The sequence below is a fragment of the Psychrobacter sp. S4(2024) genome, from assembly GCF_036861305.1.
GTDB classification, from domain to species: domain Bacteria; phylum Pseudomonadota; class Gammaproteobacteria; order Pseudomonadales; family Moraxellaceae; genus Psychrobacter; species Psychrobacter cryohalolentis.
The window spans coordinates 494,645-516,399 of record NZ_JAZAQR010000003.1 but is presented as its reverse complement, the minus strand read 5'-3'; the positions used below and the strand labels follow the sequence as shown (position 1 = coordinate 516,399).

Annotated in this window: 18 protein-coding genes; 11 read left to right on the top strand and 7 right to left on the bottom strand. The window is 43.5% G+C overall.

Annotated features, from left to right (window positions below):
* Window positions 1–95: 95 nt before the first annotated feature.
* From VLA57_RS10040 to cysE, 7 genes are all read left to right on the top strand, one after another.
* Window positions 96–1,592 (top strand): aldehyde dehydrogenase, encoded by a 1,497-nt coding sequence (locus VLA57_RS10040; RefSeq protein WP_133104271.1) that lies wholly within the window; start codon window positions 96–98, stop codon window positions 1,590–1,592.
* Between the two features lie 116 nt (window positions 1,593–1,708).
* Window positions 1,709–3,157, top strand: a complete 1,449-nt coding sequence (locus VLA57_RS10035) for an alanine/glycine:cation symporter family protein (protein ID WP_133104270.1) — start codon at window positions 1,709–1,711, stop codon at window positions 3,155–3,157.
* 332 nt (window positions 3,158–3,489) lie between these two features.
* Window positions 3,490–7,233, top strand: a complete 3,744-nt coding sequence (dnaE, locus tag VLA57_RS10030; RefSeq protein WP_133104269.1) for a DNA polymerase III subunit alpha — start codon at window positions 3,490–3,492, stop codon at window positions 7,231–7,233.
* A gap of 92 nt (window positions 7,234–7,325) precedes the next feature.
* On the top strand, window positions 7,326–7,706 hold the full coding sequence (locus tag VLA57_RS10025) for an Hpt domain-containing protein (protein WP_133104268.1): 381 nt from the start codon (window positions 7,326–7,328) through the stop codon (window positions 7,704–7,706).
* Window positions 7,706–8,584 carry an RNA methyltransferase gene (locus VLA57_RS10020; RefSeq protein ID WP_133104267.1) on the top strand — a complete coding sequence of 293 codons (879 nt, stop codon included), beginning with the start codon at window positions 7,706–7,708 and terminating at the stop codon, window positions 8,582–8,584. The genes VLA57_RS10025 and VLA57_RS10020 overlap by 1 nt, the downstream gene beginning before the upstream one ends.
* A gap of 86 nt (window positions 8,585–8,670) precedes the next feature.
* Window positions 8,671–9,114, top strand: coding sequence for a YtoQ family protein (locus tag VLA57_RS10015; protein ID WP_133104266.1), 444 nt, complete (start codon window positions 8,671–8,673; stop codon window positions 9,112–9,114).
* A gap of 187 nt (window positions 9,115–9,301) precedes the next feature.
* The gene (gene cysE / locus VLA57_RS10010) at window positions 9,302–10,171 is read left to right on the top strand and encodes a serine O-acetyltransferase (RefSeq protein ID WP_413786634.1); all 870 of its coding nucleotides are present in this window, start codon (window positions 9,302–9,304) and stop codon (window positions 10,169–10,171) included.
* A 64-nt stretch (window positions 10,172–10,235) separates the two neighbouring features.
* Here the strand turns inward: cysE and VLA57_RS10005 are convergent, their stop codons facing one another.
* The 6 genes from VLA57_RS10005 to pheA all read right to left on the bottom strand — a co-directional run bounded on the left by VLA57_RS10005 (window position 10,236) and on the right by pheA (window position 17,282).
* Complete coding sequence (locus VLA57_RS10005; protein ID WP_133104264.1) at window positions 10,236–10,757, bottom strand: 2-amino-4-hydroxy-6-hydroxymethyldihydropteridine diphosphokinase; 522 nt, start codon at window positions 10,755–10,757, stop codon at window positions 10,236–10,238.
* Window positions 10,747–11,169 carry a dihydroneopterin aldolase gene (gene folB, locus VLA57_RS10000; RefSeq protein WP_133104263.1) on the bottom strand — a complete coding sequence of 141 codons (423 nt, stop codon included), beginning with the start codon at window positions 11,167–11,169 and terminating at the stop codon, window positions 10,747–10,749. The genes VLA57_RS10005 and folB overlap by 11 nt, the downstream gene beginning before the upstream one ends.
* Window positions 11,170–11,219: 50 nt before the next feature.
* Window positions 11,220–12,179, bottom strand: coding sequence for an EamA family transporter RarD (gene rarD, locus VLA57_RS09995; RefSeq protein WP_133104262.1), 960 nt, complete (start codon window positions 12,177–12,179; stop codon window positions 11,220–11,222).
* A gap of 246 nt (window positions 12,180–12,425) precedes the next feature.
* Window positions 12,426–14,768: a bifunctional prephenate dehydrogenase/3-phosphoshikimate 1-carboxyvinyltransferase gene (locus tag VLA57_RS09990; RefSeq protein WP_133104261.1), complete on the bottom strand. Its 2,343-nt coding sequence runs from the start codon at window positions 14,766–14,768 to the stop codon at window positions 12,426–12,428.
* A 49-nt stretch (window positions 14,769–14,817) separates the two neighbouring features.
* Window positions 14,818–15,960 (bottom strand): histidinol-phosphate transaminase, encoded by a 1,143-nt coding sequence (gene hisC / locus VLA57_RS09985; protein WP_133104260.1) that lies wholly within the window; start codon window positions 15,958–15,960, stop codon window positions 14,818–14,820.
* A gap of 140 nt (window positions 15,961–16,100) precedes the next feature.
* On the bottom strand, window positions 16,101–17,282 hold the full coding sequence (gene pheA / locus VLA57_RS09980; protein ID WP_011513537.1) for a prephenate dehydratase: 1,182 nt from the start codon (window positions 17,280–17,282) through the stop codon (window positions 16,101–16,103).
* Between the two features lie 455 nt (window positions 17,283–17,737).
* Between pheA and VLA57_RS09975 the strand changes: the two genes are divergently transcribed.
* Together VLA57_RS09975 and VLA57_RS09970 are read left to right on the top strand one after the other, a co-directional pair.
* The gene (locus tag VLA57_RS09975; protein ID WP_133104259.1) at window positions 17,738–18,679 is read left to right on the top strand and encodes a transaldolase; all 942 of its coding nucleotides are present in this window, start codon (window positions 17,738–17,740) and stop codon (window positions 18,677–18,679) included.
* 185 nt (window positions 18,680–18,864) lie between these two features.
* On the top strand, window positions 18,865–19,317 hold the full coding sequence (locus VLA57_RS09970) for a hypothetical protein (protein ID WP_133104258.1): 453 nt from the start codon (window positions 18,865–18,867) through the stop codon (window positions 19,315–19,317).
* A 285-nt stretch (window positions 19,318–19,602) separates the two neighbouring features.
* On the opposite strand, the gene VLA57_RS09965 is transcribed toward VLA57_RS09970, so the two are convergent.
* Entirely contained in the window at window positions 19,603–20,172 is a 570-nt protein-coding gene (locus VLA57_RS09965; RefSeq protein WP_020443401.1) for an adenine phosphoribosyltransferase, read from the bottom strand.
* Window positions 20,173–20,510: 338 nt separating this feature from the next.
* Here VLA57_RS09965 and VLA57_RS09960 point away from each other — a divergent pair, with 338 nt between their 5' ends.
* Window positions 20,511–20,675, top strand: coding sequence for a rubredoxin (locus tag VLA57_RS09960; RefSeq protein ID WP_011280463.1), 165 nt, complete (start codon window positions 20,511–20,513; stop codon window positions 20,673–20,675).
* 28 nt (window positions 20,676–20,703) lie between these two features.
* Complete coding sequence (locus tag VLA57_RS09955) at window positions 20,704–21,741, top strand: alpha/beta fold hydrolase (protein WP_011513533.1); 1,038 nt, start codon at window positions 20,704–20,706, stop codon at window positions 21,739–21,741.
* Window positions 21,742–21,755: the final 14 nt, after the last annotated feature.

The window sequence follows — 21,755 nt, the reverse complement described above, 5'->3', positions numbered from 1 at the left end:
GTAGAAATAATGTCAAGGATAACCCACGCTAAATTTGATGCCGTATTCAAATCTCGAATCGATGGCATCAAATTTAGCAGACAAGGATTAGAAAAATGAGCACTAAAGAACAAGCCACTAAAGAGCAAGTATTTGAGAAAGCAAAACAGCAGCAATTATGGGCGGGTCACTTAATAGCAGCAGATGGCTTATCAGAAGCTACTTTGGACAATTACACGCCGATTGATAACAGTATTATCGGTCAGATTGCTTCAGGTACTAGCGATGATGTCGATACTGCCGTACAAGTCGCTCGCGATGCTTTTGAAAACGGTGAATGGCGTCGTCTGGCTCCTGCTGAGCGCAAGGCTATTATGCAGCGCTGGTGTGCACTCATGCATGAGCACGTCGAGGAGCTGGCAGCATTAGATTGTGTGGATGCGGGTAAGCCGATTACTGAATGCTTAAATACCGATATCCCAGCAACTATCGAGACTTTTGAATGGTATGCCGAGGCCGCTGATAAGGTATTTGGCAAAATCGCGCCGACAGGTAGCACAGCTTTAGGACTTATTGTGCAAGAGCCCATTGGTGTCGTTGGTGCGGTATTACCTTGGAACTTCCCAGCCCAAATGTACGCTTGGAAAGTCGCCCCTGCTCTCATTATGGGCAACTCCGTTATTGTTAAACCTGCTGAGCTGACCTCTTTATCTGCCTACCGTTTAACTGAGCTTGCCTATGAAGCTGGCGTGCCCAGAGAAGCGCTGCAAATGGTCTGTGGCCTTGGTGAAAATGTCGGCGCGGCGCTTGGTCAACATATGGATGTTGACATGGTGTCGTTCACTGGCTCGACTGAGGTCGGACGTTTGTTCTTACAGTATTCGGCACAAAGCAATCTAAAAGAAATCGTCTTAGAATGCGGTGGTAAAAGCCCACAAATCGTCTTTGACGATGCCGTACTCGATGATGCTGCGATTAACGATATCTTATCGGCCGCGTTTTGGAATATGAGTGAAAACTGTAGCTGCGGCTCACGCTTATTAGTCCACAGCAGTCAAAAACGAGCGTTACTTGAGCAACTAAAAAACGGTCTGAAAGGTTGGAAAGTCGGCTTACCTTACGATGTCGACACGGCTATTGGTCCTATGATTGAAAAAGCGCATTTTGACAAGGTTTGTCATTATCTTAAGACCGCTAAAGAGGAAGGTGCAACGATCGTTGCAGGTGGCAACATTCATGACGACATGGGCAGTGGCTGGTATATCGAGCCGACTATTTTTGATGATGTTACAGCCGATATGACTTTGTTCAAGGAAGAAGTCTTTGGACCCTTGCTTGCGGTGACAAGCTTTGAGACGGAAGAAGAAGCCATCAAATTAGCCAATGAAACCAATTATGGACTCGCCGCTTCTTTTTATACACAGAACATCAAGCGCGCTTATCGTGTGGCATCGTCCATCAAAGCAGGCACGGTCTCTATTAATGGTTTTTCAGAAGGTGATATCACCACACCATTTGGCGGTTATAAGCAATCAGGGTTTGGCGGTCGTGACAATGGTTTAGAAGCCTTAGCACAATACGCACAGACCAAAACCATTTGGCTGGTTAATTAACAAACGTATTCAGTCAGTACAGTCAGTACAGTCAGTACAGTCAGTACAGTCATCAATTAAAACAACAGCTTAAATGATTTAAGCCTTTAGTCACATACTTACAGGGAAGTAAGGCCATGGAAGCGATTATTAATACCATCGTCGGCTATATATGGAGCGATGCTTTAGTTTATTTGGCACTCGGTGTCGGCATTTATTTTACCGTGATGACCCGCGGCGTACAGTTTCGCTATCTTAAAGAGATGGTTAGGCTGTTGTTTGACAAGCAAACCTCAACCCAAGGTATTAGCTCATTCCAAGCCTTTAGTATGGCCTTATCAGGCCGAATCGGCGTCGGTAACATTGCAGGGGTTGCCACCGCTATCGCAGCTGGTGGACCTGGCGCAGTATTTTGGATGATAGTCATGGGTCTGCTTGGCGGTGCCAGTGCCTTTATCGAATCAACACTTGCACAGGTATATAAGCATACCGTTGATGACCAGTATCGTGGCGGCTCACCCTTTTATATCGAGCGTGGCCTAAAGATGAAACCCTTTGCTATTTTAGTAGCTACGGTGACTTGTCTTTCTTATGGTGTTTTGGTTCCTGGCGTACAGGCCAACACCATCGCTGATTCTTTTAATACCGCTTTTAACATCCCACCTGTTGCAACTGGTTTCATTATCGTTGCGCTGTTAGCATTTATCATATTTGGTGGCATAAAACGTATTGCAAGCTTCGCTGGCAAGGTCGTGCCTATTATGGCGATCGGCTATGTTTTGATGATGGTTATCGTCTTAGCCTTTAATGCCTCAAACCTACCTGCTATGTTCGCCTTGATTTTCAAAAGCGCGTTTGGTATGGATGCTGTATTTGGCGGTATCGTCGGTCTAGCCATATCTTGGGGTGTCCGCCGTGCGGTATTCTCTAACGTTGCTGGTGCAGGCGAAGCAACTTTCAGCTCAGCAGCTGCAGAGGTTTCTCATCCTGCCAAGCAAGGCTTAGTACAGAGTTTTTCTATCTATATCGATACGGTTGTTGTCTGTACCGCTACTGCATTGATGATTTTATCTACTGGTATGTATAACGTCATTCCAGCAGAAGGCTTGGTACTAGTCGAAAACATGCCAGGCATTGAAGCTGGAACCGCATTTACCCAAGCAGCTGTATCGACAGTGTTTAACCAATATGGAAGTGGCTTTGTCGCTATCGCCATCTTCTTGTTTGCCTTTACCTGCTTGATTGCTTATTACTATATTGCTGAGACCACGCTAGTATACTTAGACAATAAATTGCGCTACCCTGTTTTAAAACCATTATTAAAAATAATATTCTTAATAGTTTGCTTTACCGGTAGCATGCAGTCTGTTGGCGTGATGTGGGCGCTAGGTGATATTGGTTTTGGCAGCATGTGTTACCTTAACTTCATCGCTATCGTATTACTCAGTAAAACGGCGCTAAAAGTGTTAAAAGACTACGATGAGCAAATGAAGCTGGGAATTGACCCTGTCTTTGACCCTAGAAAAGCGGGCGTTGAAAATGCAGACTTTTGGATAGAATATAGTGATAGACATCATAAGCGTTAAATTCTAGCTAAATAATCGTAATTTTTCCCCATACAAGCCTCCTATATCATAATGATGTAGAAGGCTTTTTTCTATTATTAGACCCATTAGCAATAACACACTATGCTATTTGATAACTCCGAATGAGTGGCTGTTATGAGCAAATAATGCTATGATTAGCGGCTGAGATACAGCGTATAAAGTGTGGCTATTAACATGATAGTTTACTGAAAATATCAGTCAAACCATTGATATAGTATATTTTTTAAATACATTACCATCTGTTTTCACTTGCTTTATCTCTGACACTCATTCGCACCCTCTCCTTTTGTTTGCATTCGTAAGAGTCTTCTATGGCATTTGTACACCTTGGCATCCACAGCGAATATTCCATTACCGATTCTATCGTGCGTATTAAGTCGTTGGTTAAAGCGGCGGCGGCAGACAATCAAAGCGCCCTTGCCTTGACGGATTTATCCAACCTTTATGCCACGGTAAAGTTTTACCGTGCTTGCTTAGGTGCGGGTATCAAGCCCATCATCGGTAGTGAAGTCATCATGGAAAATGAGGACACGCGCTTAACTTTATTGGCGATGAACAACGAAGGCTATCAAAACATCACTCGTATCGTATCGCTTGGCTTTACCGAAGGACGTGCTGATCCTGTTAATCACGGTACTCCTGTTATTAAACGCAGCCATATTTTAGCGCATGCGACAGGTGTCATTGTCTTATTCACTGAAAAGTCAGACGTTGGGCAAGCATTGATTGGCTCAATGCCAGAAAAAGCCGATGAGCTACTGACAGAATGGCAAGCGCAGTTTGCTGATCGCTTATATTTTGCGATTAAACGCACCAATCGTACTGGCGAAGATGCCTTTATTAAAGCTGCTATTCATTCAGGTGCTAAGCAAAACATCCCCATCATTGCCCATAATGACGTGCGCTTCTTAAAGCAAGATGATTTTGATGCTCATGAAGCGCGAGTTTGTATTGCTGGCTCTTATGTACTTGCCGACCAAAATCGCCCACAGACTTATTCAGATGAGCAGTACCTCAAGACCCAAGCGCAGATGGAACAGCTATTTGCTGATATTCCGCAGGTGATTGATAATACCTTGCGCTTAGCAACTCGCTGTAATGTGACCTTAACGCTAGGTATTAATGTCCTACCAGAGTTTCCAGTACCTGAGGGCGAGACCACTGAATCTTTCTTTCGCTTAGAATCGCAGCGTGGGCTTGACAATCGTTTAGACAAGCTCTTTCCAGTTGACGCGCGCAGTGATAATTGGAGTGATATCCGCCAAAGATACGATGACCGCTTAGAGTATGAGCTCAAGGTTATCTTATCTATGGGCTTCCCCGGTTACTTCCTGATCGTAATGGACTTTATCCGGTGGGCAAAAGCCAATGGCGTACCCGTTGGACCCGGTCGTGGTTCTGGTGCTGGCTCACTAGTCGCTTATGCGCTCAATATTACCGACCTCGACCCTATCTATTACGATCTACTATTTGAGCGCTTCTTAAATCCTGAACGTGTCTCAATGCCCGATTTCGATATTGACTTTTGTATTGAAGGTCGTGACCGCGTTATTGATTATGTCGCGCAAACTTATGGCCGTGAAGCGGTTTCGCAGATTATCACTTTTGGTACCATGGCGGCAAAAGCAGTGGTACGAGATGTGGCGCGCGCGCAAAGTAAATCCTACTTTCTTGCCAGTAAAATGTCTAAACTTATTCCCAAAACACCGGGGATCACACTCAGTCAAGCGCTTGAGCAAGAGCCGCAGCTGAAAGACTTAATTTCCAATCCTGATAATATGGATTATGAAGATGCCATCGAAGTATGGGAGATGGCTATCAAGCTTGAAGGTATTTGCCGGAACGTGGGTAAACATGCCGGCGGCGTATTGATTGCACCGCACAGAATCACAGATTTTAGCGCCATTTATTGTGATGATGAAGGTCACCGCGTCAGCCAATTTGATAAAGATGACGTTGAAGCCGTTGGGCTGGTAAAGTTTGACTTTTTGGGTCTGCGTAACTTGACCGTGATTGATGCTGCTGTCAGAAATATCAACCTGCGCCGTGCAAAAGAAGGCAAAGATGCGTTGGTGTTAGAAGACCTGCCGTTAGATGATGCTAAAGCCTACAAGCTCTTGCAAGATGCCAAGACCACTGCTGTCTTTCAGTTAGAAAGTATGGGTATGAAAAAGTATCTGGCGAAATTACAACCGACCAACATCGAAGATGTGATCGCCATGTGTGCGCTCTATCGTCCGGGTCCGCTCGATGCAGGCATGGTAGAGATGTATATCGACCGTAAGCATGGTCGTGAGGAAGTCATTTATGACCATCCCAACCTTGAGCCAATTTTAGAAAACACCAATGGCGTTATTGTCTATCAAGAACAGGTCATGCAAATCTCACAGGTGATGGCAGGCTATAGCTTGGGCGGAGCGGATATGCTACGCCGTGCTATGGGTAAGAAAAAACCTGAAGAGATGGCCAAACAGCGCGATATTTTCATTACTGGTGCCACCGCACAAGGTATTGATGAAGTCACATCAGGCGGCGTGTTTGACTTGATGGAAAAGTTCGCCGGTTATGGTTTCAACCGCTCGCATTCTGCGGCATATGGCGTGCTTGCTTATCAGACCGCGTATCTAAAACAGTACTACCCTGCCGAATTTATGGCGGCGGTATTGACCTCAGATATGAACAACACCGATAACGTCGTGTTCTTTATCAACGATTGCCGTGAAAACTTTGAGTTAACCGTCGTTAATCCATCGGTGAATCGCAGTGAATGGCATTTCGTCGCTGATACTCCGACCAATATCATTTATGGTTTGGGGGCTATTAAAGGCGTTGGCGAAGGGGCGGTTGAATCTATCGTTGATGCGCGCCGCCGTGAAGGCCCATTCAAAGACTTGTATGACTTTTGCCGTCGCGTCGACATCAAAAAGGTCAACAAGCGTACCCTTGAAGGACTGATAAACGCTGGCTGTTTTGATGACTTCGCGGCAACTTTGCGACCTGACTTGCCAGCCGATGAAGCCTACGAGATTCGCGGCGCATTAATGAGTCAGCTGCCAAGTGCGGTACAGGCGGCTGAGCAAGACCGTCAAAACCGTGAAATAGGTATGATGGATTTGTTTGGTGAAATGGATGGTGTCGTCGCCGCGCCACCGTTAATGATGACCCCAGAGCTAATTTGGGGTGATAAACACCGCCTAAAAGCAGAGAAAAATACTCTAGGGCTTTATTTGACCGGACATCCTATCGATGAATATCGAGACGAGCTCAAACGCTATACCTCAGGTGCTCGTCTCGATAAATTGACTGATACGGGCTATAACGGCAGCTGCTATTTTGCTGGTCTTATCATTGATATCGCCAACTTTGGTACTCGTAACGTTATTACCTTAGACGATGGGACATCAAGGTTAGAGGTCAGCTGTTATGCTGAGCGCTTTAACCGTGTCAAAGAACAGTTAAAAATAGATGAAGTCGTCATCATTAAAGGCAGCATCCGTGAGCGTGACGGGCGTTTATTTGCTCGTCTTGATAATGCCATGAGTATGGTCGATGCTCGCCTAAGATGGCTCAAAAAAATCAGTATTAAAATTCATGGTAGTGATATCGACCTGCTGACACGCATGCAGCCTTTACTGAAATCGGCACAAGTCAGCATGATTCCAGCACCAAAAATATCTCATAACGATGAGCAAGACGAGCAAAGCGACAATACTAATAACAATAGTTTTGGCGGTTATAATGCCTCAATGGGTGGCAGTCTATATGATGAAAATGGTAATGATTTATTGGCATTAGAGAACAATATGGCACAAGATGCTTATTCAAACGACACTGACCCAAGCCTAAGTAGCCAAAGCTACGCCAACAACGCTTTGAGCAACACCGACGTCTCTATTAGAGATAATTGCCTACCCCTTGGACTCAGTATTTATGAAGAATATGGCATTGCCAATGTAGGACTGTCTGAGCATTGGCGCATTTATCCGAACGATGATAATCTACAGCAGCTAAAAAGCATGATTAGCGAAGATAACTTACATTTTCACTACAGCTAACGAATGTATTATCGTTAGCATATTCATTAGTAGGAAAATATTTATTATAATAATTCTTTCTGCGCTAACTTTAATCCTATTGGAACATGACTATGGCTACTATTACGAACAAAGATATGACCGCCATAACTGATGACGAGATTATCAATACTGAGCAGTTTGAAGATATGCGCGACTTATTAGAAGAAGACTTTGTCGATTTGATACAAGTCTATTTTACTGATTGTCGTCGCCGTATCACAAAACTAAGACAAGCTCAGCAAGAAGAAGATAATGCCAATGGCTTTGAGCTTGCTCATGCACTAAAAGGAGCCAGTGTCAATTTGGGCGCAACCCAAATGACGCGTCTTGGCAGTCAATTGCAAGAGCTTTGCCGTGAGCGTCTTATCAGCGAACAAGCCCCTCTTATCGAGGACATCGCCGTTGCATTACAACGTACTGAGCAAGACATCAACCAGCGACTAGGACAGTAATGAGTAACAATGCACCCTCATCTTTAGCAACAGCAGTACCAAACGTCAGCAATTATTTGTCTTGTGTTCAAGTAGTGATGGTCAATACGACATTGCCTGCCAATATTGGTTCAGCAGCACGCGCCATGCACACCATGGGATTATCGAGATTGACGGTGGTTGATCCAAAATTACCGATTGATGACACTAGCGTCTCTCATGCTGCTGGTGGCAGTGATTTGCTATCATCAGCAATCATCGCACCAACGCTTGAGTCTGCTATCGCTGATTGCCAGTTAGTATTTGCGGCCAGCAGCCGTAGCCGTCATTTGCCGCGTCCTGTGGTCACGCCGACACAAGCTGCCAAAATCATGTTGGACTTTATTGATAAGCAAAGCACGATTGACGGGCACGATAGTAATACAGCGCCCAATATTGCCATTCTGTTTGGGCGTGAAGATCGTGGCTTGACCAATGAAGAATTGGCTTATGCTGACTATCATATTCAAATTGATGCCAACCCTGCTTATCCAGTGCTCAATGTTGCTTCAGCCGTGCAAGTGATCGCGAGCTTTATTTATGCTTATGCACAAACTCATATCCAAGCTGACAACGAAGTTAATGATATAGCACAGGTAACTGACAATCTAGAGACGACTGAACAAGGGATGCTTAATACCTATGTGCGCCAGCAATGGGATGAGCCAGCGATTACTCAACAGCAATTGCAACTGCTTACTGAGCGTACCACCGCATTGATGGTTCAACGCAAACTGGCAGATAGTGAAAACTTAAAGTCACTGCCCTCACGCTTATCTAGACTCGGTTCACGTATTCAACTCGACCAAAAAGAGTATCAATTACTCAGTGCTCTGCTGGCAAAACTTTTAAAAGACTAACATTTAATAAGTTAATTTTCTTGCCACTATGGGCATTATTAGTAGTACAGGTAGTTATATCATTTAACAATAAAAAGGGATTTACGATGAATTGGACTGTTTACTTATCCGGAGAAATACACACTGACTGGCGACAGAAAATTATGCAAGGCGCGAAGGAACAGGGTCTTGTTATTACATTTATATCAGCAGTGACTGAGCATGAAGCCAGCGATGCGGCAGGTGATGTACTCGGTAAAGATGACAATGGATTCTGGCGCGACCATAAATCATCCAAAGTTAATGCGATTCGCACCAAAAATATGATCCAAAAGTGTGACATTGCTATTATTCGTTTCGGTGATAAATATAAGCAGTGGAACGCCGCATTCGATGCCGGTTATTGCGCCGCGTTGGGCAAACCGTATATCACATTGCATGCTGAGGATATTATTCATCCGCTAAAAGAAGTGGATGCCGCGGCAATGGCATGGGCGCAAACGCCTGAGCAGATTGTTGAATTGCTCAAATATATTGTCAGTAATAGTTAAAGGATAAGAGTAATCGTCTGGAGATGAAGCGCTAATTATTAATGTTTTATCTACAGACGATTTTTTATTTAAAGTACATTGCTATATTTTTTGCTATAAAACTGCTATAACTAAAGAGATTGTAACCAAAAATACGATAGGACGATTTATGTCATTGCCAACTGCTTTATTCAAATCGCTCGTCCGCATCAAAAGAGACCTAAAAGAAGATATCGATGCGGTATTCAATCGCGACCCTGCTGCGCGTAATAGTCTAGAGGTAATCTTAACTTACCCTGGCATCCACGCGCTTATTCTACATCGCGGCGCGCATTGTCTTTGGCAAAATGAGCAAAAGCTTGCTGCTCGAGTGGTTTCTTATGGCTCGCGTATCATTACTGGTATCGAGATTCATCCTGCTGCTAAGATCGGTCGTCGGTTTTTTATTGACCATGGCATGGGTATCGTCATTGGCGAGACAGCAGAGATTGGTAATGATGTGACCCTTTATCATGGCGTCACGCTTGGCGGCGTTTCTTGGAATAACGGCAAACGCCACCCTACTTTGGAAGATGGCGTCATCGTCGGTGCCGGTGCTAAAGTATTAGGACCATTCACTGTTGGTAAAGGCGCTAAAATTGGCTCAAATGCTGTCGTGGTTAAAGCAGTGCCAGCAGGCGCAACCATGGTCGGTAATGCTGCTCGTATGATATCAGAGCATCATGACGAAAAAGGCAATCCTATTACGACCAAAGTCAATGATGCCAATCAACAAGAAAAAGCAGTGCAAGCTGCTTCTACCGAGAACCCCGCAGATAAAAAAACAACGAATCACACAGCGCGCGAAACCACTTTTCAAGCTTATGGCATTGATCCCATGTCACAAGACCCTGTTGCTGAAGCCTTTGCTAAAATGCTTGAACACATTCAACAATCAGAAAATCGCTTAGATCAATTACAAACTGCCATGTGCAAAATCGATCCTAACTTTTGCAAAAAAGAATATGACAAATTGTGCTTAGAAGATTTGGACGTGATTGGCAAAAGTGACATGAATGAGATCGGTGCTGAATCGTAATAACTTTTTATTCTTGGGCTGGGTTTAATATTAAGCTCAGCTTAGAGCTTTCTTTTTACAACTGTCAACTATCTATCCCCGCTACCAATTCTTTTATCCCTGCCCTCTCATGCGCTTTAAATGGATAGCGATTTGCCATTATTATCCATTCAGAATCATTTTTTTTGCTTAGGCTATTATCTTTATCCAATTTAACAAGCAATATATCAATATCCATCGTGACTTTTTTTATTGGTGCCTGTGTTTCCGTTAAACGCTGCCGATTACAGTCACATTCAAACTGTTTGAAAATTTGCTGCAACTGTTGTAATGTCATCGGTGACATTAACAAAATATGGACACATTGATTGGTATAGTCAGGTTTTGGTAATTCTATAGTGGCAGTGAAGTCAGGATTTTGAAAGGCTGTTGACAATGTTATAGCACCAATACTTGTCAATCGCTCTCGGACACGCGGTAAGTGTATCTGCGCATCATGGTTGCTACCTAAGGCCAGTAGCACAGCTTTTACAGGCTGTGCTTGCAGCGTTTCAGGATCGCAGCTTATCAGCGATTCAAATAAATCAGCCAAGGCTTTATGCATCATCAGATAAGCTAGTATTAGCTTGATTGGTAGATACGCTAGATACGGCTTTGGCATAGCGGGTGATTTGAACACCAACTGCATCTGCTTGTTGAATAGCGGTAGGCTTAGCAATACTTAAGGAAATTTTATCGCAGCTATATTTTTCGAGCAATTTATCAGCGATTTTCCCAGCTAAATGCTCTAGCAGCTTTGCTTTAATAGCTTGGCACCACGCACTGACATCATCACAGACTTCTTTGTAATTTAGCGCATCGTTTACATCATCTGACACCGCAGCGCGGCTGATATCAGTTTCCATTGCGATGTCTATTAATAGTGGCTGCGTAATAGCGCGCTCCCATTCATAAACACCAATGACTGCCTCTACTTTTAAGCCTTTGACGAATACAACATCAGACTGGGTATGAAACATACAAGCATCCTTGTTAATGATATTTTTACTATCTATTTTAGTTTGATGATTTATTTAGAAGATAATGCTTCTTCACGTAGGCGTGCTGCTTTTAGCTGCTTACTTGGGCGATGACGCCATAAATCGATACTGAATAATAGCAGACCCAGCCAAATTAAACCAAAGACTGCCAAACGATGTAAATCAAAAGGCTCATTGTAATAGAATACCGCCAAGAAGAAAATAAAGGTCGGCGTCAGATAATTCATAAAACTGAGGATACTATAAGCGACGAGCTTGGTGGATTTGTTAAACATCAATAGCGGTATCAAAGTAATAGGTCCTGCCAACATAAGCAGCCAAATAGAAGGCGTAAACCAAAAGCTGATATTACTACTCGCCACATCAGACTGCCAGAACCATGCGATAAAAATAGGCAGTAGCATTGCTGTCTCGACAAACATTGCATCGACTGCTGTCAGAGGGGTTTGGCGCTGAATGGTGCCGTAAGTACTAAAGCTAAACGCCAATATTAACGATACCCACGGCAGACTACCCAGCATGACCACTTGAATAACGACTGATAATAGCGCAAAACCAATTGCCACCCATTGCAAAGTACGCAGGCGCTCTTTGAACAGTAGCATCGACAACCCTACGCCAACCAGTGGTCCAATAAAGTACCCCAAACTGGCCTCTAAAATCTGGTTGTTATTGACCGCCCATACATAAGTGAGCCAGTTGATCGCGATGATAATACCTGACACAAAGGTATAGGCTATCCACCTCGGGTTTTTCTTTAGCGTGTCAATCCACTGCCAGCGCTTGGTCACTACTAGCACAACTAAAAGACAAGCAAAGGTCCAAACAATGCGGTGACCAATGATTTCAGTGGCATTATAGTCCGATAATTGCTTAAAGTATAAAGGAAAAGCGCCCCAGATAGAAAAAGCTATCAGCGCGGTGACAATACCACGTCTGGTCGTTTTAATAGGAGCAGCAGGTTTTTTGATGACATTTTGGGTAGTCATAAGATAGGACAACTTTTTAGAGCAAAGCGCACCCTCACCCAATTATTATCATTGATGGTAATTTGGTGTCAAGAGTACAGGGTCACTACAGATAGAATAAAAGGTAAAAAGCAATGAGTTGATACTAGAAATCGTATCAACTCATTGCTGCCGAAAAACATAATTAAAATAATAAAATCAACAATAAAATTAATAGCTCATTTTATTGCTAAGCTATTATCATTGGCTCAAATTAAAGTTACTGCGTTAAGCACTCACAACGTCAATAGACATGCCAATTTGGTTGGCAAGTTCTGCAAATCCTGGGAAGCTGGTATTGACGGTTTCAACGCCTTCAATGGTAATCTGCTTAGAGGCGCGTAAGCTGGCAACCGCAAAACTCATAGCAATACGGTGGTCATGATGCGAGACAATATGTCCACCACCAAATACCGTTTGGCTATTATTCACCTCATTACTCTGACCTACCACCCCTTTACCTTCAATGATAAGACCATCTTCAGTAACGGTACAGTCAACGCCTAATGTCTGCAAGCCTTCTGCCATTACTGCAATGCGATCTGATTCTTTGACACGCAGCTCTTTTGCGCCCGTCAAAACAGTGCGGCCTTGGGCACAGCTGGCTGCGATAAATAATACAGGAAATTCGTCAATGGCAAGTGGTACTAGATACTCTGGTATTTCAATACCGACCAAGTTTGAGCTTCGAATAGTAATATCCGCTACTGGCTCACCGCCAACATGAGTCTCATTACTTAAGCTGATATCCGCTTGCATCAGCTTAAGAATATCAATAATGCCGGTACGCGTAGGATTGATACCGACTTGCTTCAAAGTCAATTCGCTACCTTGGCTAATAGCTGCAGCCACCATAAAAAATGCGGCCGATGAGATATCAGCAGGTACTGCGATATTACCGCCTGTGAGCGTGCCGCCGCCTTCAACACTGATACGATTGCCATCGACCGTTACTGGATAACCAAAAGCTGAAAGCATACGCTCGGTATGATCGCGGCTAACTTCAGGTTGAGTAACGGTCGTGGTGCCTTCCGCCCAAAGTCCAGCCAGCAATAAGCAAGATTTAATCTGTGCAGAAGCAACTGGCATATCGTATTCAACCCCTTGTAGAAGTTTGCCAACACTATCTCGACCAGTAATACTCAGTGGCGCTGTACCTTTTTGACCGGTGCTTTGAATCACTGCACCCATCTCACGTAATGGTGCTGCCACACGCTCCATTGGACGCTTATTTAGGCTAGTGTCACCCGTCAATACGCTATCAAATGCTTGCGCTGCTAAGATGCCTGAAAGCAGACGCATACTGGTGCCAGAATTGCCCATATATAAAGGTGTTTTGCTTGGCTTTAAGCCATTCATACCAACGCCATGAATGGTTAAATTGCCATTATCAGGACCTTCAATGGTCACGCCCATATCGCGAAACGCTTGCAAAGTGGCAAGCGCATCTTCCCCTTCCAAAAATCCAGTCACTTTAGTTACGCCAGTAGCAAGGCTACCGAGCATAATACTACGGTGAGAGATAGACTTATCCCCAGGAATGGCAATAGTGCCAGAGACGGTGTTGCTTGGGGTGATATTATAAGAAGCTGACATGGCAGAAGTATCCGTATAAGGGGTGCTGGCTAACATATGGCCAAAATGTCGCCGTGCGGCTTGCGCGCGGCCCAAAAGTCCCATCAGGGCGGTTGAATCTTTATCAATGATAAGCTGACGAATATCATTTAAATAAACGCTGTACTCATCAAGAGCGCTTACAATCGCGTTTTGGTTGGCAAAAAATATATCATGCCACATTTTAGGGTCGCTGGCAGCAATGCGGGTAAAATCACGAAAACCACCTGCGGCATAGCGGAAAATATCTAAATTATCATCATGGCTTGCCAGCTGTTCGACCAAATTAAAGGCGAGCAAATGCGGTAAATGACTGGTATGTGCCAATATAGAATCATGATGAGCGGCATCCATCGGCATGACGCTTGCACCCACTGCTTCCCATAACTGGCTTAATTTGGCAATTGCTACATGGCTAGTCGTTGGGAGCTCACAGACAATAACGCTATGATTGACAAACAATGTAGCGCGGCGAGCATGATACCCTGAATTCTCGGCACCAGCAATTGGATGTGCAGGCACAAGCCCGACAGGCAATGTCTCGAACACAGTCTTGGCAGCATCAATAATATTAACTTTGGTACTGCATACATCGGTAATAATACAATCAGTAGCAAGTAGACCACTATCCATTGCATTTTTGATATCTATAAATACCGCTTGTGCCGCTTGTACTGGTACCGCAATCACTATCAAGTCACTATCAGATATCACGTCATTGAGTACTGAGCTACCAGCGTCTAGTAAACCGTGTTGAATAGCTTCCTCTAGACTTGGCTCGTGTCTATCGACTGCAACGATACGCTCAGCTAAACCATTGTCTTTAATCGCTTGCGCAAGACTTGCACCAATTAAACCCAAACCTATCACACACACTTGCTGGAATAGCGGCTGCGTAGAGGATGGAGTCAGTTTAGTTACTGTTTGAAGATTTACGGCGTGATTTATTTTTTGCATATTGTTTTAATTATTAGGTGGCTTATTAAATTACTTATTAGTTATTGATTTAATCATCGGTCAAAATAGATCGCAAAGTATCAATCAGACGCATATTATCTTCTGCGACCCCTACACTAATACGCAGCCAATTATGCAAACCATAAACCTCTAGTTGTCGCACAATAACGCCTTGCTCAAGCAATGCCTGATAAATAACAGCAGCGTTTGTATCTTCCATTTCAACTTCGATTTCGACCATAATGAAGTTGGCATGTGACTTTATAAAGCCCAGTCCCAGTGCATCAAACTGTTTTTCCAACCAGCGCATCTGCTCGTTATTCATCAGACGAGTTTTTTCAATAAAGTCTTGATCCGCAAGTGCCGCTGCCGCTGCCGCCAGTCCAATGCGGCTCACATTAAATGGCTGACGAATGCGATTGAGTAAATCTGCCACAGCTACCGAGCTTAACGCATAGCCAACACGCAGACCTGCCAGCCCATAGGCTTTAGAAAAGGTGCGAACAATAACCACATTATCAAATTCATCTAACAGCGCCCGATTATTGCTCTCAGGGCTATATTCAATATAAGCTTCATCTAACACCACCAGTACTGAGCTTGGCACACTAGCGACAAACTCTCTCAACTCAGCATGTTCAAGCTGTGTACCGGTTGGATTGTTCGGATTGGCAATAAAGACAATTTTGGTATTAGAGTTATCCTGAACCGCTTGGCTCATGGCTTTTAGGTCATGACCAAAGCGCTGAGCAGGCACTTCAATATCCATAGCACCCTGCATTTTAGCGAGCATCGAATAGACCACAAAGGCATACTGGCTATAAACGATTGCATCATCTGCACCTACAAAACTACGCGCCAAGATATCGAGCAAATCATCAGAGCCATTGCCCAAAGTAATCTGATCAGCATTGACATCATTAAAATCAGCCAATGCTTGCTTTAGATAATAACCATTGCCATCAGGATAACGTGACAGCTGACCTAGCTGTTCAGTAATCGCTAGCGTAACGTGCGGTGAGCAGCCGATCGGATTCTCATTACTGGCAATTTTTACCACATCTGAGACGCCATACTCTCGCGTTAGCTCTTCAATAGGCTTACCAGTTTGATACGGTGCCAACGCCAAAATACTCTCGTAAGCAGGTACGAGCGGTAATAAATTTGACTCTGTCGATTGCGCAGACTGCATGATTAATCCTTAGATGTGATAACGCACCTATCATTGGCTAAGCCCATTAATGTCACTGGTGACCGCTATTTATGACAAGGCAATTTATAAACGCTTACGGCTAATACTAATAAAACAATAACTCATAGAAACCAGTAAATTTATAGTACTGCTTTTGGATAAGAGCCTAAGACACGTAAGTCTTTGACCAATGGACGAATATCAGCGATAGCAGCGCTCACATTTGGGTCTTCAATGTGCCCATTCATATCAATAAAGAAGACGTAAGCCCATTTATTAGGACGCTCAGGGCGCGTTTCAATGCTGGTCATAGACACGCCATGATAAGACAAAGGCTTTAATATTTCGATCAGAGCGCCCGCTTTGTCATGCGCTGATACCATAATCGAGGTTTTATCTTGACCTGATGGTGCAATTGCTTCATGACCAATAATCAAGAAACGGGTCGTATTGCTTGGATTGTCTTCGATATTTGAATAAAGCTTATGCAAATCATATTCTGCTGCTGCCACGTCACCCGCAATTGCTGCCGAATGCCACTCATTCTTCAAGCGACGTGCCGCTTCACCATTACTCGATACCGCAACACGCTCGACATTGGGATAATTCACATCAAGCCAATGACGACACTGCGCCAATGATTGCTGGTGCGAGTAAATACGGCTTAACCCATCAAGTTTGGTATGTTCAGCGACCAAAAAGTTTTGATGAATCGGCAGCTCGACTTCACCGATTATTTTTAATGTAGAAGATAAAAAGCCATCTAGTGTATGGTTGACTACGCCTTCAGATGAGTTTTCAACGGGCACGACACCGTACATTGCGGTGCCCGCTTCAACTTCACGAAACACATCAGTAATGGTATTCAGCGGTACAGTATCCGCCGCTTTACCAAAGTGCTTTAATGCAGCCGCATGAGTAAAAGTGCCCAGTGGACCCAAAAACGCAATGCGCTGCGGCGCTTCTAAATCAAGGCATACCGACATAATCTCTCGAAACAAGCGTGCCATTTTTTCATCGGCGATAGGTCCTTCATTGCGCTCCATGACGGCTTTTAGCACTTGCGCCTCACGCTCTGGACGATAAAAGATAGGGTTGGCATTTTCAGCAGCAGAATCATTGGCAATGTGGTTCTTTTTCACGCTCGCCACTTGCTGAGCCAATTTGGCACGATTGTTAATCAATGTCTGAATTTCGCAGTCTACCGCATCGATACTGCCGCGCAATGTATTCAAAAACTCTTTATCCGTTGCGGTAGTACTGATGCTTGCGGTGGTTTGGTTTAGATTATCATTGTTTTGTTCTGGTGACTGCTCACTCATTACCGCCCATCCTTTTTTAGATTTTATGACTGTTAGGTATAACTAATTGTCAATGATGACCATAAATACTTCGTTAAAAGACATGAAGACTTTTTTAAAGGGCATAAATATTTTTGCTATTTGTTGCTCTTATATCGCCAATTTATCATTATTGGTTTTTTAAAGCAGCGCTATGTTCTTGGTAAAGTTTGTAGTATTCGTAAAGCTCAACCACTGACCGGCTCTACTATAACAAAAACTACGGACAGTGCCCATTCGTAAATGAACGTAAAGTGGCAAATCGCTATAAATCTTAGCATAGTTAAGCGATATACGGGCTTAGCCTGCTAAAACTATCAGGTAACATGTGCCCAAATCTATGTTACAGTTTAAACGGACATGGAATTTTATCCATAATAGACCACAACCATCCATAAGAAAATAACACCATTAATGAATAATACCAAGGATATCTGATGAGCGCATTACAACAGCTTCGCACTATGACCACCATTGTCGCTGATACAGGCGATCTTGCCGCCATTGAGCGTCTAAAACCTATCGATGCGACCACCAATCCAAGTCTAATTACCAAAGCACTGATCCATCCTGATAATGAAGCGGTATTATCAGAAACCATGAGTCGCCATCGAGATGATATCGATGCGGTAATTGATGAGCTAACCATTCAGATCGGCTGTAATATTTTATCTTTAATTGAAGGACGTGTCTCAACTGAGGTAGATGCCCGCTTGTCCTATGACACACAAGCGACCATTGATAAGGCATTGGCATTCATGGAAGCCTATCAAAAAGCAGGTATCGACTCAGAGCGTGTATTGATTAAGATGGCAGCGACTTGGCAAGGTATTGAGGCGGCACGCTACCTTGAAACTCAAGGTATACACTGCAATCTCACCTTGCTCTTTGGGCAACATCAAGCTATCGCTTGTGCCGATGCTGGTGTGACCTTGATATCCCCTTTTGTTGGACGTATTTTGGATTGGCAAAAACGCCAGCAAAACCGTCAAAACATACCTGTCTCTGATGACATGGGCGTACAATCGGTTAAGCTCATTTATCAATACTACAAGCAGCATGGCTATAAAACGCAGGTAATGGGCGCAAGTTTCCGCTCAACTGAGCAAATATTAGCGCTGGCAGGCTGTGATTTATTGACCATTGCACCTGACCTCATTGATGAGCTAGCAGCAATGGATATCGAGGTTACACGTCAATTATCAGAAAGCATGTCGATGGACATGACAGATATGACACGAGTGAGCTTAAGCGCTGAAGAATTCAGTAGCGCCTATCAACAAGATACCATTACTCAAGATCTTTTACCAAAAGGCATTGACGGCTTTATCGGTGCGCGTGATGAGCTTGCCCACATGCTAGCGAGTATGCGCAGCTAAGCTGTATATATGATTAATATGGGCGTATAACCAAGTCTATCTGGCTTGAGAGTTACGTACTAAAGCACTATAAAACAGTGGAAATATTACATAGGTATACGCAGCAGGTAATAAAAGAAATTTGCCTGCTCATAGTAAGTTGGCTATTATGAGCGACCTAAAATGACTACAAGCAAGGCTTAATTATGAAACGGCTAGCAGTGATATTAGCAAGCAGTACGCTTGCGATTGGTGCTCATGCAGTAAACTGGTCGAAAGTAACAGAAAGTCAGACCGGTTCCATTTTTAGCTTAGATTTGGATTCTATCGAACGCTCTGACATCAATATTCTTGATGAAAAGCGGGTCGAAAATATTATCGTCTCCATTCGTAGAACCTACCCTGCATTAAAAAGTACAACGAGTGATAGTAAAGAAAGCGGCATTCATCATAGCGACCAGCAATGGCTTATCTCTTGTAAGGACGCCAGCTATTACAGACGGGCATACGTTTATTATACCACTGACGACAAAGTAATAAAGTCTTGGCAATCAGAAAAACCTCTCCTGACTACCAAAGATTTCAAAATTACTGCCCCAAAAACTGTCAGTCGTATACTAGTCGAGCAAGCTTGTAAAAATTACGAGCAAGCCAAATAGCACAAATAAAATAGGCAAAAGCAATCTAAAAAAGCGCGCTGAATACGTTCAGCGCGCTTTTTTAGATTGCTTTAGTCATATCATCTCAAAGCCATAGAAAACTGGCTTTTATCGCATTTTACTTATAATTAAGGTACCCTAAAAACGCTACAGTACTGCTGGTATAAATTTTTTGCAGCCTCTGTCTGCGTAGGCACAGCAAGCAAGAAAAATTAATACCAGCAGTACATAATGTATCGATATTACTTTTTATTTTTACCCACTATAAGTAAAACCGCCACTCATTTACGCCTTCAATACCGTATAAACAGGCACTGGAAAATCGCCATGTAAATCCACCAAATCTAATAAGACTAATGCACCAACGACCGTATGATCGGCTGATTGACATAGCTCATAAGCAGTGGTCAGTGTGCCGCCCGTTGCCAAGATATCATCAACCAATAGCACACGCTCTGGTGGCAGATTGTTCTGCATCTCAAGGGTATCTTTACCGTACTCTAACGCGTAGGCTTTATTGGCAACAGGCGGTGGTAACTTGCCGGGTTTACGTAGCAAAATCATACCTTTACCCAGACGTCCTGCCAGCAAACTTGCAAACACGAATCCACGGGCTTCAACAGCACCCAAACAATCTACCTCATCCATTATGCCTTCAGGTAGGACAGACAGCAGTGCATCAATGACTTCATTAATGTGACTGCGTAGTAACGGTGTAATATCATAAAAATCAATGCCGACTTTAGGGAAGTCTGGTACTGTGCGAATGATGTTCCAAAATGGATGATCGGTATTGAGCGTATTCGATGACTCGATTGCGGTATCAACTGCTGTAACAGCGGTGTTTGCGCTCATAATAACCCTTAACGTCTATAACTTAGATAATGATGTAACAATAGCAAATAATCTATGCATCGGAAAATTAACGGCGGTTATTATAGCATAATTGCCTTTAATATTGCGCGGCAATGGGGAAAACACCACTTATTAAGTCAATAAAATCAGGCATAGTGACTTGATAAACGTTTATCAATCTCAATATACAAGTGTAAACTTAACTATGAAAACAACGGTTATATGCTAAACTAGCTGCGTTTTTACAGTCTAGATATTGACGGTAATCATTCTTGATGTGCCATCAATGTCACCTTAAAAACGTATAGTAACACTGGTAATAATCGATAGGACTCTTTATGAAACGTTATGAATGTATTGTCTGCGGCTGGATATATGATGAAGCACTGGGCTGCCCTGAAGAAGGTATCGCACCGGGCACCAAATGGGATGATATCCCTGATGATTGGACATGCCCAGAATGCGGCGTTGGCAAGCTTGATTTTGAGATGCTAGAACTTTAAGCCAATGACCTTTTAGATAGGACCGTTCATGACAGAAAAAAATAACATTGATAATGCTGCTAAGTTGCCTGATTCATCGGATAGTAGCTCGAGTTACCCGACGCCTGAATGGCAAAAATTTGGTGAGCACCTGTGGGACGCATCAGACCTCAGTGAGCATCTTTATCAAGCCATGATAGATATCGGCGACGGTATTGAGCTGTGTGTTGAAGCTGGTGGTAATCCTAATCATCCGCCACTGCTTATGATTATGGGACTTGGCTCGCAAATGATATTTTGGCCAAATCATTTTATTAAGCGCCTTATTGATGCTGGTTTTTTTGTGATTCGTTTTGACAATCGTGATATCGGTTTGTCTTCTAAAGTACAAATCGATGGTCTACCGCGTATTAGTCAGCTTAAAATGATGATGCGCCTGCAAACGGGACTGTCTAATAAAGGTGCACAGGTTGCCTACAATTTAACCGACATGGCAGAAGATACGGCGCGTTTAATCAAGGCTTTGCAGCTTGGCAAAACACATTTGCTGGGTGCTTCTATGGGTGGCATGATTGCCCAAATCGTAGCGGCACGTTATCCAAGCCTAGTACAGCGGATGGCATTGATGTTTACCACCACCAACCGTGCCTTTTTAAAACCACCAAAGCCTAGACAGTTATATACGCTGATTAATCGCCCTGAGAGTCACTCTGAGCGTGATATCGTGCGCCATAGCGTTTGGTTTATGAAGACTGTTGGCACGCCAGGGCATGTAAATGTGCGCATGGTACGTGATATTGCCAAGATACGGTATCAGCGTAACTTTCATCCGCTCGGTACGGTGCAGCAGCTCAATGCTATCTTGGCATCAGGTTCTATCAGTCGATTTAGCAAACAAGTCAAAGCACCTACTATCGTATTACATGGCAGCGCTGATGGCTTAATTCCTGCCTCACAAGGTCGCGTAGTAGCCAAAACCATCCCTAATGCCAAATTTCATTTGATTGAAGGCATGGCGCATGACATTCCTGAGTACTATCAGCCGTATATGGTTGATTTAATTAGCAATCACTTATTAGAAAAATAGTTTTAATGAGTTAG

Coding starts and splice junctions, on each gene's coding strand:
- VLA57_RS10020 (WP_133104267.1), top strand. CDS start 7,706: ATGAGTAACAATGCACCCTCATCTTTAGCAACAGCAGTACCAAACGTC.
- VLA57_RS10005 (WP_133104264.1), bottom strand. CDS start 10,757: ATGATGCATAAAGCCTTGGCTGATTTATTTGAATCGCTGATAAGCTGC.
- VLA57_RS10025 (WP_133104268.1), top strand. CDS start 7,326: ATGGCTACTATTACGAACAAAGATATGACCGCCATAACTGATGACGAG.
- VLA57_RS09960 (WP_011280463.1), top strand. CDS start 20,511: ATGAAACGTTATGAATGTATTGTCTGCGGCTGGATATATGATGAAGCA.
- VLA57_RS09955 (WP_011513533.1), top strand. CDS start 20,704: ATGACAGAAAAAAATAACATTGATAATGCTGCTAAGTTGCCTGATTCA.
- VLA57_RS10040 (WP_133104271.1), top strand. CDS start 96: ATGAGCACTAAAGAACAAGCCACTAAAGAGCAAGTATTTGAGAAAGCA.
- VLA57_RS09990 (WP_133104261.1), bottom strand. CDS start 14,768: ATGCAAAAAATAAATCACGCCGTAAATCTTCAAACAGTAACTAAACTG.
- pheA (WP_011513537.1), bottom strand. CDS start 17,282: ATGAGTGAGCAGTCACCAGAACAAAACAATGATAATCTAAACCAAACC.
- dnaE (WP_133104269.1), top strand. CDS start 3,490: ATGGCATTTGTACACCTTGGCATCCACAGCGAATATTCCATTACCGAT.
- folB (WP_133104263.1), bottom strand. CDS start 11,169: ATGTTTCATACCCAGTCTGATGTTGTATTCGTCAAAGGCTTAAAAGTA.
- rarD (WP_133104262.1), bottom strand. CDS start 12,179: ATGACTACCCAAAATGTCATCAAAAAACCTGCTGCTCCTATTAAAACG.
- VLA57_RS09970 (WP_133104258.1), top strand. CDS start 18,865: ATGAAACGGCTAGCAGTGATATTAGCAAGCAGTACGCTTGCGATTGGT.
- VLA57_RS09965 (WP_020443401.1), bottom strand. CDS start 20,172: ATGAGCGCAAACACCGCTGTTACAGCAGTTGATACCGCAATCGAGTCA.
- VLA57_RS10035 (WP_133104270.1), top strand. CDS start 1,709: ATGGAAGCGATTATTAATACCATCGTCGGCTATATATGGAGCGATGCT.
- hisC (WP_133104260.1), bottom strand. CDS start 15,960: ATGCAGTCTGCGCAATCGACAGAGTCAAATTTATTACCGCTCGTACCT.
- VLA57_RS10015 (WP_133104266.1), top strand. CDS start 8,671: ATGAATTGGACTGTTTACTTATCCGGAGAAATACACACTGACTGGCGA.
- VLA57_RS09975 (WP_133104259.1), top strand. CDS start 17,738: ATGAGCGCATTACAACAGCTTCGCACTATGACCACCATTGTCGCTGAT.